The following is a 14,980-nucleotide window of genomic DNA, read 5'->3' on the forward strand; positions in this document are numbered from 1 at the left end:
TACGTTCTGCCTAGTTTCATTAATTTGAAAATACGATCTTCTATCAGCTATTAAAAGAGTCTAATTTTCTTCTTCATCACTAAAAGCGCCTTTGGGTGCTTTTTTTGTTCGTTGCTGTAGGCGATTAAGCAGTTCAATACAGAAAAGAAAGTTAACAATTCAAGATACCTTCAAATGTCAGAAAGTTGTTTTTTAGAAACAAAAGTATCAATTAGTTGATTGGTGTTAACAACTTTTTTACTGCTACGTATGTCCGTGCTTTTTATTGACTCTTGTGCAAACGGCGGCGGTTGTCGTGTAGGACTGGGATTACGCAAGATTTGTATTGTCAATAGATTTCAGAGTGCACCCTGAAGGTATCATTTTGTAACTTTGTTTACCTCTGTCAGCAAAACGACAATCTTCCAAGTTTTACTATTTGGTACCAAAGTCATGGGGCGGTTGACGTTATTGAGTTGGTTGGCGCGAATTTTGCTGGCGCTGCAGATGTTGTGGCTACCGCAAGCTGTCTTGGCTGCAGCGTATGCGACGGGTGGCGAAGGTAATTATAAAAACGAGATTTTGTGGCTGACTTGGGGTGGTGGGGCACTGGGTAAGCCTGATGTCATCTTGGCCGATGGTGCAAAGACTTCTGCAAGCTACAAGGTCGCGGATGGCCAGTGGCTTGAAGTCACCTGTTCGCTGAAGAAAACATCTGGTATCACTCTGAAAAGCTATGCGCCCGGTCAATGGAAAGAGGATCGGTTGGGGGCTCTCTATAGCGTCGGCACCTACGACCCTACGAAAAGTTATGACGGTAGATCTGGAAATCCAAAGCCAGCCGAGAATCCCAACAAACTGGTCAACGGCATCATGGTGTCGGGCCAGACGGTACAGTTTGATGTTACCTGCACTTCCTTGCTGGGCGGGCGTCCGCTGATGCAGCGGGGTTTTGTTATTGCCGATGCCGAAGCAATGAGCGGACCTGAGTATTTGCAGGGCAAAGGCGACGGAGAGTGGTATCTGATTGACAAGTATCTTGATACAGGTGCAGTCGGCTCTTCGTACCTGCTGGGCGGCAGTGACTCAGGAACCGCCAAGTTCAGTGTGGCTGATGGTGACGGTAAGCGAACTGCTGTTACTTTTTTAAAGTTCAAGACCCCCGCGTCGCAACAAACCATGGGCTTTGAAATGCGTGGCGGACCGAACGGCGGGATAACCGCTATGGCCATCGGCCTAGTGGTCCCCTATGCAGACTTTGGCGATGCGCCCCAAAGCTATGGGCAAGCCATGCATGTTATTGAAAATTTGCAGCTGAATTCTCAGAACGGCGGAGCTGCAACGGCACTGACTTCAGGCTCTACTCTCAACGACAGTCTTGCAACTCTTGCACCTGTTCATGCCAATTATTTGGGCTCTGTAGGCCCTGACTCTGAGCCTACTTCAACGTATAGCCCGACTGCTGCCGGTGACGATTTGGTCGGCCCTTCCAATGAAGAAGATGGCTGGCCACTGGCTCTCAAGAAGCTCAGCGTGCTGCAAATTGGCGGCGCCTTTTCAGTAGATGTTGTGTGCCAAGGCTCAGGCACCGTGGCGGCGTGGGTTGATTTCAATCGCAACAATGTTTTTGATAGCTCTGAGCGAACCTCGGCGACCTGCTCGGGGTCTAAAGCTGCTTTGAACTGGAGCAAAGTTCCGAAAGACACCAAGTCAGGCACTAGTTATGCGCGCTTGCGTTATGCCAGTGTCCCAAGCCAGTTGGAAGAGCCAACAGGGGTGGCTGATGACGGTGAGGTGGAGGACCACCTGATTGAAATTATTGCTCCCAAGCTCAGCTTGGCTAAATCTCATAACGCAGGCACTGCGGGCTGGACTGTGGGGCAGTTGGGTGCCAAGTATTTGTTGACGGTGAGCAATAGAGGCGACATTCCTACGGGTCCCTCCATGAGCCCGGATTTATGGAAACCGATCAAGGTTCTTGATCAGTTGCCTGTGGGTATTGCTCCTGATTGGAATGCTGCGTTGAGCATCAATGGCTGGTCATGTACTTACGTGAGGCAAATGGTCACTTGCGAGAGCCCAACGCATTTGGCAAAAGCGGGGGCTGCTGGTAGCCAGTCCGTGATTGAGTTGCCTGTCAAAGTGGTCGCGGCCAGCCCTAGCGGTACGCTGGTGAACTTTGCGAGTGTGGCTGGTGGCGTCGATCCGCATAACGGTGGCGAGCCTCTTCCACCGGCTTCCTGTACTGATACGAACTACTGTGCAAATACCTCGGTACAGATCAAGACGCCTGCAGTGGCAGTGAGCAAAACAGCCATGCCCGCGGACCAGTCCAAGGTCAAAGTAGATGATGTCATCACCTATAACCTGCAGGTCGTGGTTTCCGATGCAGCCACCCTGTCTCCGGTCGTGCTGACGGACACACTGGGAGCAGGCCTCGAATATCAAGGGCTCAGCAGCAATGCTGCGGGCTTTGTGGAGGGGGGCAGTGGTTTCAAACGCAGCTTTACCTTGGCCAAGGGAACTGTTCCTGGCACCTATGCCGTTAGCTACCGTGCCAAGGTAATGGCCAGTGCCGTGTCTAAGGTTCAGAACCGGGTCTTGCCTGCGGGTGGTGGTGACCCCACAGATCCCAATGCGCCTGCTCCATCATGTGTGAGCTGCGCGACGACGCACTCCTTGGAAACACCGGTTGTGACTTACAGCAAGACCTCTAACCCGGGTCTGAATGCCGAGGTCAAGGCGGGGCAGAACATCACCTACACGCTGAGTGTGGTGGTGCAACGCTCTCAAACCACGCAAGAGGTGGTGTTGCGAGACACCTTGGGTGCAGGTCTTAAGTTTGGTGTGGTCGTGGCCAATACCGGCTTTATGGTGGCCGGCCAAGGTGGAACGCATACCTTTACCTTGCCTGCCGGTGCGGCGCCGGGGACTTACTTGGTGAGCTACACGGCAGATGTCAATCCGGCGGCCAAGAGCGCGGATTTGACGAATGTGGTGACGGCCGACAATCCGGCGGGAGGCGTACCTCCTGCGGGCTCCATGCCAAGCTGTACAGGGCCTTGTGAGACCAGACATGTGATGAGTGCTCCGCGCATTGAGTATTCCAAGACCACCACAGCGGTCAAGGCGCAAGCGAACGACGAGATCGAGTATGAGGTGACCGTCAAAGTCTTCGACGCGCAGACCACCTCTGAGGTGGTGCTGTCTGATACTTTGGGCGCAGACCTTGTCTTTGTGCACCCAAGCGCCACCGGTGACTTGACGGCAAATAATGCGGGATCCAATACGATTGTTTTGACTTTGCCTGCCAACAAGGCCCCCGGCACCTACAAGGTCAAATACAAGGTCAGAGTCCAGGCGGGTGCAACAACCAATCCTTTGACGAATGCCGTGACTGCCACTGGCGGTGGTGGCACACCTGTGTGCGTGCTCTCCTGCCAGACTGCGACGCCTCTGGTGACGTCCGAAGTGCGCTATAGCAAGTCCGTGGCCGTCAATGCCTCGCCTGTCAAGGTGGATGATGTGCTGACCTTTACCTTGAAGGTCGATGTCCAGACTGCCCCCACGCTGGATGAGTTGACTTTGCTGGATACGCTGGGCCAGGGGCTGGAATTTGAGAAGCAGCAGGATGCATTACCGCAGAATTGGGTGGCCAGTTATTCGGGTCAAAAGTTGACCATCAATATACCTTCGGGTTTGCCGCTTGGCTCCCATGAGTACAAGTACAAGGCAAAGGTCACTAAGGCAGCGGCAGGTTCGGTCAAGAATGCTGTGTTGGGCTCTGGTGCGGACAACCCCAGTTGCGCCATTAACTGCGCGACAGAAACGCCTGTAGCCAAGCCGGTGGTGGTGATTGCCAAAACATCTTCGTCCACTGGCGCGAAGGTGGGCGAGATCATCCCCTACACACTGACGGCAACCGTGTCGGATGCATCTTTGACCGAGGCAGTCTCCAGCATGGTAGACAACTTGGGTCAAGGCCTTGAATTTGTGGCTGTCACATCGGCGCCTGGCTTTAGCTATTCCATCAACGGAACGTCTCTGGTGCTCACGTTGCCCAAGGGTACGGCACCTGGCACTTACCAAGTGACTTACGACACCCGAGTCACGGCAGCCGCCTTGACGAGCGTAAACAACAAGGTGGAGGGAGTTCCTACCTTGGATGGATCAACGCCTACCTGCGCAGTCAGCTGCTCAGTGACCACGCCGGTGACACGTGAGATTGACGCTGTAGATGATCCACTGCTTCCCGTCAAAAGCACCTCCGGCTCGACCAATGCAGGCAATGCCTACACCAATGACACTTTAAATGGTGTTCCGGTGGTGCCTTCCAAGATCACCGGCAAGGTGATGACCCCGGCGACCCCCATCAACGGCGGAGGCGTCCCCGTGCTAGATGTCGAAACCGGAATCGTGTCTGTGCCCCCAGGCACCCCGGCCGGTGACTACGCCATCGTCTACCAGATCTGCGACAAGCTGCAGCCCACCTTGTGTGACACGGCCACTATCACCATCAAGGTGACAGCCTCGCCTATTGATGCCAAGGACGATACCTACACGGGCAACCGCGGTGGTGGCGATCAGGTGGTGGGCAATGCCTACTCTGAGAACGACACACTGGACGGCACGCCGTTCACGCCCGAGCGTATTACCGGCACGGTGACCACACCCGCCCAGCCTGTGGGTGGTGACCCCCGCGTGCCTGTACTCGACGTGGTGACTGGCAAGGTGACAGTGCCTTCGGGCACGCCTGCTGGTGACTACCGCATCTACTACCGCATCTGCGAGAAGCTCAACCCTGCCAATTGTGATGACGCGGTAGTGGCAGTGACGGTCAAGCCCGACGAATCGCTGCTGCGCATCGTCAAGACCGCCTCTGTTCGTACCGTCAAGATCGGCGACTTGGTGCGCTACAGCCTGCAAGTGCAAAACATTGGCGCTGTGAAAGTGGTCAACGCCAACGTGGTCGATACAGCTGCCAATGGTTTCACTTTTGTTAACGGCTCTATGAGCGCCGTGGGCTTGGGCTCGGCAGTGACTTCTTCGGGTGTGCGCCCCGTGCAGTTCAGCGGTGTCACGCTGGATGTGGGCCAAAGCGGCACCATTGTCTACATGATGCGTGTGGGTGCCGGCGTGCGCCCGGGCAACCATGTCAATACCGCCTTTGCCAAGAACGGCGTGGGTGACAGCATCTCTAACCAAGCCACCGCTTCGGTGGAGTTGGTCAGCGATCCGTTGCTCGATGATTCGCTGATCTACGGCACGGTGTTTGACGACCGTGACCGCGATGGCTGGCAAGACAGCGCCAAGCTCACTGGTCTCAAGGCCCAAGGCGGCTTTGCGCCCGGCGCTTACATCGCCAACTCCACCACCGTGGATAAGGGGGATGACGCAGGTGCTGTGCCTCAGGCCGATGCCAGCTCGCCGCTGCTGCATGGCTTGACACTGGGCAGTATTGCTGCGCGCCAGTCTGAAGCCGATCCCGTGGCCAAGCACACCGTGGTGATTCACCAAAAGCTGCAATCGCTGGACTTTACGGATGATTTTGTGCTGACCAGCGATCAAGGCATCACCGTGCGCATGAACGCTGCAGGCCTAAGCCGCATTGAGAAAACAGGCGAAGCAGCTGCCGGTCGCAATGCCGCTGAGATTGCGGTGGAGCGCAAGATCAGCCAAACGGCTCAAGGCTACGCGGTGGACTACATCATTCAAAGCACTGGCATTGATGAACGCGGTATCCCCGGCGTGCGTGTGGCTTCGGTTGAAGGCCTTTTGATGGAAACCGACCCCTTTGGCCGCTACCACTTGGCGGGCGTCAACGGCGGTCGTTGGGAGCGTGGTCGTCACTTCATCTTGAAGGTAGACCCCAGCACTTTGCCTGCTGGCGCTGAGTTCACTACCAGCAACCCCTTGCTGCGCCGTGTCACTCCGGGCCTGCCCGTGCGCTTTGACTTTGGCGTGCAGCTCAATCCCGAGTTCATGGCCGGTGAGCAAAAAATGGTTGAGATCGAATTGGGCAGCGTGCTGTTTGCCGCAGGCTCCAGCGAGATTCGCAGCCTGTACCTAGGTGAGGCTAGCGTGATCGCCCAAGTCGCTGCCAAGCTGCAGCAGTACCGAGGCGGTGAGTTGCTCATTAGCGCCAATGGCGAAAGCGATGCCATGGCCTTTGCCCGGGCTGAAGCCGTGCGCAAGGCCGTGACTGAGAAGCTGCCAGCCGAAGTGCAGGCCGCGACCAAGGTCAGCGTGCGTCGCGATGTGAGCGATGCCAACAGCATCGTCAGCGGTGTGACGGCCAATGGTGCGGTGTTGGGCAGCGTGCTGTTTGACACTGACAAGTCTGTGGTTCGTCCTGAGTATCAGGCGCTGCTGGCCAAGGTGGCTGCGTACTTGAACGAGCAGGCCACCACGCAAGGAGCTGCTCAAGATGCGAGCGTGGTCAGCATCGTCGGTCACACCGACGTAAGAGCCAGCCATGCCTATAACCAGAAGCTGGGCCTGGCACGAGCCAAGGCGGTGTATGAGGCGCTGCTGCCTCATCTGTCTGACGCGCTGAGAAAGCGTATTGAGGTCAAGACCGAGGCGCACACCGCCCCAGTCCTGCACTTCGTCCAGAAAGCCGCGTCCCACTGAACTGCTGATCATGAAAATTAAATTGCTTGACTACACCATCATGAGTTTGATGGCGGGTACGGCGGCTGGAGTTTGGGCCGCTGAAAATCAAAATGTCGCACCTGTGGCGGCATCTACTCCTAAAACTGAAGCACTACCTCTAAGCACTGCTTGCACTCAAGGCCATTGCGACGCAAACGGCAAGCTTTTGTTTCGCCTGCAGTCGCAAAGCTATGACCAGCCTTTGACTGCGGACACCACGCGCCAGTCCAGCTCTGAGCAGCTGGCGCCAGATCGCCGAGTCTCGCTAGGCCTTAAGTCTCCGGGCAAGGCTGATGTGCGCGGGCGCTTTTCTTTCTCGCTGCCCGATGGTGGTGTGATCTGGGCGACTGAAGACCCGACACTGGGCCGTGCCGAGCTGACAGCTTCCGGCCCCACCTTGGTGCCAATGGATATGGGCCGCATCACCAAGCCCGTCAACTTCTACGTGCGCAGCAACTACCCGGACTTCATCGAGCGCATGGAGCTGCTGGTGTTTCGCAGCAGTGACACCGACTTTGTCAAACCCGTGGCCACCGTGCCTTTGAAGGTGGGGGCGGTTGTCTCCACCGAATGGAATGGCAAGCTCTCTGAGGATTACCGCTACCGCGTGGGCGATGAGCTGATCTACATCGTGCGCGCCTATGCCAAGCCCGGTGCAGATGGCAAGAGCGTTCAGTTCGACGAAACCTACCCCAACAAATTCCAGCTGGTCACCCCGCAAGATGAGCAGCGTGCCAACACGCTGCTTCGTGACAACTTGGAAAAGTCCATGAATAGCTCGCTGTCTTTGCAGCAAGCTTTGCAGCAAAGCCTGATCAACAGCGCTTTTGCGGGCAATGGTCTGCGTTTGCAGAACATTCCTTTTTATGGCTCGCGAGTCCGGGTTCAGGGTCGCAACATCCCGGGCGGCACCTCGCTGAGCATCAACGGCCAAAGATACCCGGTGGACATGGAAGGCAAGTTTGTTGCCGAGTACATGATGCCCGTGGGCCAGCATGTGTTTGATGTGGCGGTGGATGGCCGCTCTGGCAAGACTGAGCGCAAGCTGGGTGTTGATGTCAGCGGCGAATACTTCTTTGGTGTGGCTTTGGCGGATGTGACTTTGCAAGGCAATCGCCTCAGCGGCTCGCATGAAGGTTTTAAGCAAGAAGGCAGAGACAAAGACTTGCTCACCGATGCCCACTTGGCTTTTTATCTCAAGACCAAGCTGCAGTCCAAGTATTTGGTGACGGCGCAGGCCGACACCACCGAGCGCCCCATTGGCAGCCTGTTCAACGGCTTTACCGATACCTATGCCCGTGACGTCTTTCGCCGCCTCGACCCTGATCAGTACTACCTGACCTATGGCGATGATTCCACGACGACCCGCGACGTGGACAGCCAAGGCCGCATGTATGTGCGTGCCGACTGGGACAAGAACCAAGCCCTGTGGGGCAACTACTCCACGGGCCTGACGGGTACCGAGTTTGCGCAATACCAGCGCTCGCTGTATGGCGCTGCCGCCAACTTGCGCAGCAACGAGACCACGCAACTGGGCGAGGCTAAGTCCCAGCTGCGTGTGTTTGGCTCTGACAGCAACACCGCCCATGGCCACACCGAGCTGCTGGGCACGGGCGGCAGCCTCTACTACCTGCGCCACACCGACATCATGCCTGGCTCCGACATCGTCATGCTAGAAGTGCGTGACCGCGCCACCGGCCGCACCATCAGCAGCCAGCAACTGGTGCGCGGTGCGGACTATGAAGTGGACTCTTACCAGGGCCGCATCATCAACCGCCGCCCGCTGGCCCAGATTGCCAGCGAAAGCAGCAACACCATCACCCGTGATGCACCGCTTTCTGGCTACGAGCAGCGCCTGCTGGTGGACTATGAATACGCTCCTAGCGACCTGCGCAAAAACATGACTGTAGGTGGCCGCGGCAAGCAATGGATTGGTGAGCATGTGGCCGTGGGCGGCACCTATGTGGACGAGCAAAACGAGGGTGATGACTACAAACTCAAAAGCGTAGACGTCACCTTGCAAGCCGGCCGGGGCACTTACCTCAAGGTCGAGCGCAGCCAAAGCCAGTCCACCAGCGTGCCCGTTTTCTTCTCGGACAACGGTGGCTTGAGCTTTGCCCGTCTCAACCCCGTCGCTGCGCGCAAGGGCGATGCCATGTCGGTGGAGGCCCGCGCTAACCTGCAAGAGCAGGGCATCACCCAAAGCGCTTGGAGCACAGGCGCATGGTGGCGCAAGGTCGATGCCGGTTTTTCCACCGCCCGCACCGACTATCTGGGGCGTGATGTCACCGAATACGGTGCGGAGCTGCTGGGCGAGCTGCGCCGTGATATGACGCTCTTTGCCAAGCACAGCCGTGCCGAGCGAGGCGGTGAGTCGCTGACTCAAACCCAAGTTACCACCGAGTGGCGCATGGATGACCAGCGCGCGCTGACTGCCGAGCTGCGCCGTGTGGATGAAGAGCGCTACAGCGGCCAAGGCATTGGCAGCTTGGCGGCCCTGAAGTACCGCCAGCGCATGAGCCCATCGCTAGAGCTATACGGCATTGGCCAGACCACGCTGGACAACGATGGCGGAAAATACCGCAACAACGATGCGTTGACTGCTGGTGCCCGCTATTTGTTTGGCAACCAGTCCTCCGTCAGTGGTGAAGCCACCCACGGCAGCCGCGGTAATGCCGTAACGCTGTCGGGGGAGTACAGACTCACGCCAGAGCACAGCTTTTATGGCGGCTACACCGTATCGACGGATACGACCCAGTACGACAGCCTGTTTAACAACGGCAAGCTCCCGGGCCTGACGCTGGGCCAGCGCTGGCGCCTGAGCCAGCGCACCAACATCTTTAACGAAAGCCAGTACTTGAAGGACCCGCGCACCGGCAGCGGTTTGGCCCACACCTTTGGCATGGATTTTTACCCCGGCCAGAACTGGCGTCTGGGCTACACCTTGCAGCACGGTGACCTGACTGCGACCACCGGCAGCGTGAGCCGCGACGCCATCAGCATCTACGGCGGGCGCACCAATGTGCGCACCAACTGGAGCAGCAAGGTCGAATGGCGCCGTGACTCCGGCTCAGAAAATCGCACGCAATGGGTGCTCACCAACTACCTCACTCATAAGGTGGACAACAGCTTGCGCATTGCAGGCAAGCTCAACTTCTCCGAAACCAAGGACCAAAACAACGCCCAAGCCGGCGCCAAGCTCATCGAGGGTAGCTTAGGCTTTGCTTACCGCCCATGGGACAGCTCCCGCTGGGGAGTGTTTGGCCGCTACACCCACCTCTACGACATGAGCTCGCTGGGGCAGGTTGGCTGGGACGGCACGAGCAGCACCTCGTCCGCCTACTACGACCAGCAGTCGCATATCGTTTCTCTTGAAGGCGTGTACCGCTTGAACAAGCGCTGGGAGAGCGCTGTGAAGTTTGCTCACCGCGAAGGCAAGGCCCGCTTTGGTCGCGGTAGCGGTCAATGGTTTGATTCAGCCACCACGTTTGCAGCCGTGCAGGCCCGCTACGAAGTGATGAACAAATGGCATGCACTGGCCGAATACCGTTGGCTGGGTGTTAAAGACGGCGGTGACAAAAATGGTTGGCTGGTGGGCGTGGACCGCGATCTGACCAAGAATCTGCGCATTGGCGTGGGCTACAACTTTACGGATTTCAAGGGCGACCTGACCCGTGTGGATGACTACCGGGCCAAGGGCTGGTATCTCAACATGGTGGGGTATTACTAAGCATTTAAGTTCTGATGCATCCATCAAAAAAGCCCCGGCAGCTTGCACTGTCGGGGCTTTTTTGATTTAAAACAGCCTGAAGTCCATATGCATAAAGGACATGTAGCTATTGTTTTGTATTTTTAACCTAGAGCCGCTAACACCACCCAGCAAACCGCAGGTTTGCGTTTGAGACGAGGCGCAAAGCCGCAGGCAGTACATGCGTACGACAAGGCGAAGCAACGACGTATCAAGGGTGGTGTTCGTGGCTCTTAAAGGCTTTCAATGCTTTCGCTGACAAAGGTCGGGCCTTTGCTGCCGGGCACCCAGCCGGGGTAGGTCTCCATCACTTCGGCGAACAGGGCCGAGTCAATCCAGCGCTGCAGCCAGTCTTGCAGATGCGGCCAAGGCTGCTCGTTCCACTGGGCTTCATCAATGCGCGCGTACTGGCGCACAAATGGGCGCAGCGCCATATCGGCAAGACTTGGGTGCAGGCCAAACAGGTAGCCGGTCTCTTCCAGTTGATCGTTCAACTCGGCAAGCCAAGTCAGTGCATCGGCTTGCGCCTGGTTCACGGCCTCAGCATTGTGGCGCTCAGGGTATTTGCAGCGGTCAAGGGCTTGTTTGAAAAAGCCGTCGTTGCGCTCAATCAGGGTCAGCATTTCTTCCAGGCTGCCCTCTGTGGGCTGCAGCCAGCCATCGGGGTCGTTGCTGGCCAGCGCATGCAGCATGATTTGCAGGCTTTGCTCAATGACTTGGCCGCCCTGTAGCACCAGCACAGGCACCGTGCCCTTGGGGGAAGTATCCAGCAGTGCTTGGGGTTTGTTGCGCAAATTGATTTCGCGCAGCTCGCAGGCCAGACCTGCATGGGCCAGCGCCAGACGCGCGCGAATGGCATAAGGGCAGCGGCGAAAGGAGTACAGAACGGGCAGGGTGGAGGCAGCAGTCAAGGCAGAGTTTGGATTGAAATGGATGAACAAAAGCGCCGCAGCGCTTGCTGGGTGGCTACTGTAACTGCTGACCTGAAGCCATGCAGCGGTGTGCGGCATCCTGCGCGCAAGATACGATGGAAATCAACAATGAAATAAAGGGTCACCTGCGGGACGGGGGCTTGGGGGCATCCCGGATGCTCGATGGATGGGTGCAGCCTAGTCTTGCGCTCTTAGAGGATTTACGCGGTCTTAGAGCACCAACACGCTCGTGGTCTCAGCACCCTGTATTTAGCACCGCCTTTTGATTAGGGAAGATTGATCTATGCCTGCTCATCACGCTTTTTGGCCTGCCCGCTTGCCGCACTCCATCAGCATTCCTGCATCAAGCGTCTGGGAGAACTTGGCCGTCAATGCCAAACGCTACCCAGATAAGCCCGCGCTGGTGTTTCTGGGGCGCACCACGACATACGGACAGCTGTGCACAGGTACGGAGCGCATGGCGGCCTATTTACATGGTTTGGGAGTGAAACAAGGTGAGCGTGTCATCTTGCTGATGCAAAACACGTCCCAATTGGTACTGGCGCATTACGCCATCTTGCGAGCCAATGCGGTGGTGGTGCCGGTCAACCCTATGAACACGGCGCAGGAGCTCAAGCACTACATCACCGATTCAGGCGCCAAGGTGGCGATTACCTCAGCAGATTTGGCGCTGGAGTTGGCCAAGGCCAGTAACGCTCTAGAGCCGGCCGAGGCGCTAGAGCACATGATCGTCACCCAGTTCAGCGATGGTTTTGATGCCAATGTGCAGGGGCTGGATGCGCCGCCTGATGCTTGGCGCAACTGGTTGCTTGGCGAGCGCGAGACGGCTGAACTTAGTGGCGGAGCAGTGCACAGCTGGGCACAAGCGCTGGCTTGTGAAGAGGCTGCTCCGCCGCATACGGTGGGGCGCGATGATCTGGCTGTCTTGCCTTATACCAGCGGCACGACAGGCCAGCCCAAGGGCTGCATGCATTTGCACCGCAGCATCAATCACAACGCGGTGGCGGGGGCCTATTGGGGCACGGGGACGAGTGAAAGCGTGGTGTTGTGCGTGGTGCCCATGTTTCACATTACAGGCATGGTGTCGGTGCTTCACAGCGCGATTTATATAGGCGCGACGCTCATCATCATGCCGCGCTGGGATCGCGAGCTGGCGGGGCGTTTGATCTCACACTATCAAGTCACTAGCTGGACCAATATCCCCACCATGGTGATTGATCTGCTGGCCAGCCCGAACTTTGCTTCGTTCAATCTCTCTAGCCTTAAATACATTGGCGGTGGCGGCGCGGCCATGCCTCAGGCGGTGGCGCAGCGCCTGCAAGAGCAGTATGGCCTGCGCTTTTGTGAAGGTTATGGTTTGACGGAGACGGCAGCACCCTCACACAGCAATCCGCCTGATTACCCTAAGCAGCAATGTCTGGGTATTCCTTTTATGAGCACGGATGCACGCATCATCAGCCCCGACACGCTGCAAGAAGTTGCACAAGGCGAGCAGGGCGAAATCGTGGTGAACGGCCCTGAAGTTTTTGAAGGCTATTGGCAGCGCCCCGAGGCCACCGAAGATGCTTTTATGCAGTTGGACGGAAAGCGCTTTTTTCGTACTGGCGACTTGGGGCGCGTCGACGAGGAGGGCTACTTCTTCATCACCGACCGGCTCAAACGCATGATCAATGCCAGCGGTTTTAAGGTCTGGCCCGCCGAAGTTGAGTCGCTGATGTTCAGGCATCCCGCGATACAGGAGGCCTGCATCATCTCTGTCAAAGACGAGTATCGGGGTGAGACCGTCAAGGCGGTGGTGGTCTTGCGCACCGGTCATGAGGCAACGACAGCTGAAGACATTCTGGCGTGGTGTCACAGCAATATGGCGGTCTACAAAGCCCCGCGTATCGTGCAATTTGTGCCCGCCTTACCTAAAAGCGGTAGCGGCAAAGTGATGTGGCGGCTGCTCCAAGAGCAAGAAGCAGCCGCTTGATTGCCGTCAATAGCTGGCCATGGGTGCTGCCCCCATTTTTCTCGCAGTACTTGCTGGCATATTGAATGGCTAAAATTAATCCATGAGGTTGATGCATGCTTCCACGAGTCAGCAGAGTTGAAGGTCAAGGCGCAGATTACTTGGTATTCGCTGGTAGGGATTTGATTTCCAATGAGCTGTTTCGCAATGGTGTGTGGGAGGCGCATATGCTGAGCCTCGCGCGGCTTTTTTTTCAAGACCAAGACGCACCTCTGGTGTTAGATATTGGGGCGAACTTGGGGGCGTTTTCCATTCCAATTGCCAAAGAGTTGCAAGCAATTGGTGGGCAGGTTCTGGCCTTTGAGCCGCAGCGCATTGTTTACTACCAGCTTTGCGCCAATATTTTCATTAACCGGCTTGATAACTGCGTTGCGATGCAGCAAGCGCTGGGAAGTGAAAGAAAAATAATCGATATTCCTGAAGTGGACTATTCGATTAACGAAAACATTGGTGCTTTTTCATTGCAGCGAAATTTCCGAGAAATTCACGGCATCGAGTCTGCGATGAAGGTGCAGACGCATACTGTTCCAATGATTCGGCTCGATGAGTTAGACATCCACAAATCGCCATGTCTAATCAAGATCGATGTGGAGGGCTTGGAGGCCGAGGTGCTGAATGGTGGGCGCGATTTTTTACGCAAGCATGGCTATCCGCCGATTCTTTTTGAAGCATGGAACCATGCTTGGTTTGATCAAGGCCGTGAGGAGCTGATGGCGCTGATGGCGGAGCTGGGGTATAGGGTGCAGCGCCTTGCAGGTATCGAATACCTGGCACAGCATCCGCAATGGCAGGGCTCATTGGTGGAGCTGGTCTACGAGGGTGATGTTCTGAAGGTGGCCGTGCGCGTACGGTAGCTCTGCCGTGAAATTGGCGGCTTTCATGCCTAGGACATGCCCTAGTTCAAGAAAGTTCGCTATAGCTGGACTCAAAAAATCAACAGGCCGCGCCACTGTGCTTAAGTGGGGCGGCCTGTCGTGTTTGCGGCTAGCAGATCAACGAACCGGGAGCTGACGGTAAACAGCGCGGTCGATTGAATGGGTTTGCTGCGTCGATCAACGTGCTTCCATGGGTTCAAGTGTGCATGTTGCGCTGCAGAAAAGGTTGCTTTAAATTCTGCAAATACGGCCTTGCTACAGAAAATTATTCTGTGATCTGGCAAATGCAGGTAAATTCAAGCTTATGGATACCTTGGATAAAAAGATTCTTGCTGAATTGCAAGCCAATGCACGTGCCAGTCTGCAAGACATTGGTGTGGCCGTGGGCCTGAGCGCATCGCCATGCTGGACGCGCATCAAAAAAATGGAAGAAGCCGGTGTGATTGAGGGCTACACCGTGCGTTTGAGCCCGCAAGCGCTGGGGCTGGCCGATACGGTGCTGGTCATGGTCACGCTAGACAGCCATTCGGACAACACGCTGGAGAAGTTTGGCGAGGTGCTGGCCACGATTCCCGAAGTGGTGGAGGCGCATTTGGTCTCCGGTGACTACGACTATTTGCTGCGCATCGTCGTCAAAGACACGCGGGACTACGAGCGCCTGCTGCGCGAGAAGCTTTACAAGATTAAAGGCATACGCCACAGCCAATCTTGCTTTGTGCTGCGTACGTTGAAGCGGGCTGACTTGCCACTAGGTGTTTAAAGAGCTTAGCAAGTGCGCCTA

General features: G+C 56.5%; 6 protein-coding genes. 5 read left to right on the forward strand and 1 reads right to left on the reverse strand.

Annotation, left to right across the window (positions count from 1 at the left end):
- The first annotated feature begins 432 nt into the window (after positions 1 to 432).
- Positions 433 to 6,612: a CshA/CshB family fibrillar adhesin-related protein gene (locus KUF54_RS06655; protein ID WP_219345860.1), complete on the forward strand. Its 6,180-nt coding sequence runs from the start codon at positions 433 to 435 to the stop codon at positions 6,610 to 6,612.
- A gap of 10 nt (positions 6,613 to 6,622) precedes the next feature.
- On the forward strand, positions 6,623 to 10,363 hold the full coding sequence (locus KUF54_RS06660; RefSeq protein ID WP_255576343.1) for an outer membrane protein: 3,741 nt from the start codon (positions 6,623 to 6,625) through the stop codon (positions 10,361 to 10,363).
- Between the two features lie 251 nt (positions 10,364 to 10,614).
- On the opposite strand, the gene KUF54_RS06665 is transcribed toward KUF54_RS06660, so the two are convergent.
- On the reverse strand, positions 10,615 to 11,292 hold the full coding sequence (locus tag KUF54_RS06665) for a glutathione S-transferase (protein WP_219345861.1): 678 nt from the start codon (positions 11,290 to 11,292) through the stop codon (positions 10,615 to 10,617).
- Between the two features lie 304 nt (positions 11,293 to 11,596).
- On the opposite strand from KUF54_RS06665, the gene KUF54_RS06670 reads away from it, so the two are divergent.
- The 3 genes from KUF54_RS06670 (at position 11,597) to KUF54_RS06680 (ending at position 14,959) form a co-directional block, all read left to right on the forward strand.
- The gene (locus tag KUF54_RS06670; RefSeq protein WP_219345862.1) at positions 11,597 to 13,285 is read left to right on the forward strand and encodes a long-chain fatty acid--CoA ligase; all 1,689 of its coding nucleotides are present in this window, start codon (positions 11,597 to 11,599) and stop codon (positions 13,283 to 13,285) included.
- Between the two features lie 95 nt (positions 13,286 to 13,380).
- On the forward strand, positions 13,381 to 14,178 hold the full coding sequence (locus KUF54_RS06675; RefSeq protein WP_219345863.1) for an FkbM family methyltransferase: 798 nt from the start codon (positions 13,381 to 13,383) through the stop codon (positions 14,176 to 14,178).
- A 325-nt stretch (positions 14,179 to 14,503) separates the two neighbouring features.
- Positions 14,504 to 14,959: an Lrp/AsnC family transcriptional regulator gene (locus KUF54_RS06680; RefSeq protein ID WP_219345864.1), complete on the forward strand. Its 456-nt coding sequence runs from the start codon at positions 14,504 to 14,506 to the stop codon at positions 14,957 to 14,959.
- Positions 14,960 to 14,980: the final 21 nt, after the last annotated feature.

The organism is Comamonas sp. Y33R10-2, from assembly GCF_019355935.1.
Classification (GTDB): domain Bacteria; phylum Pseudomonadota; class Gammaproteobacteria; order Burkholderiales; family Burkholderiaceae_C; genus Comamonas.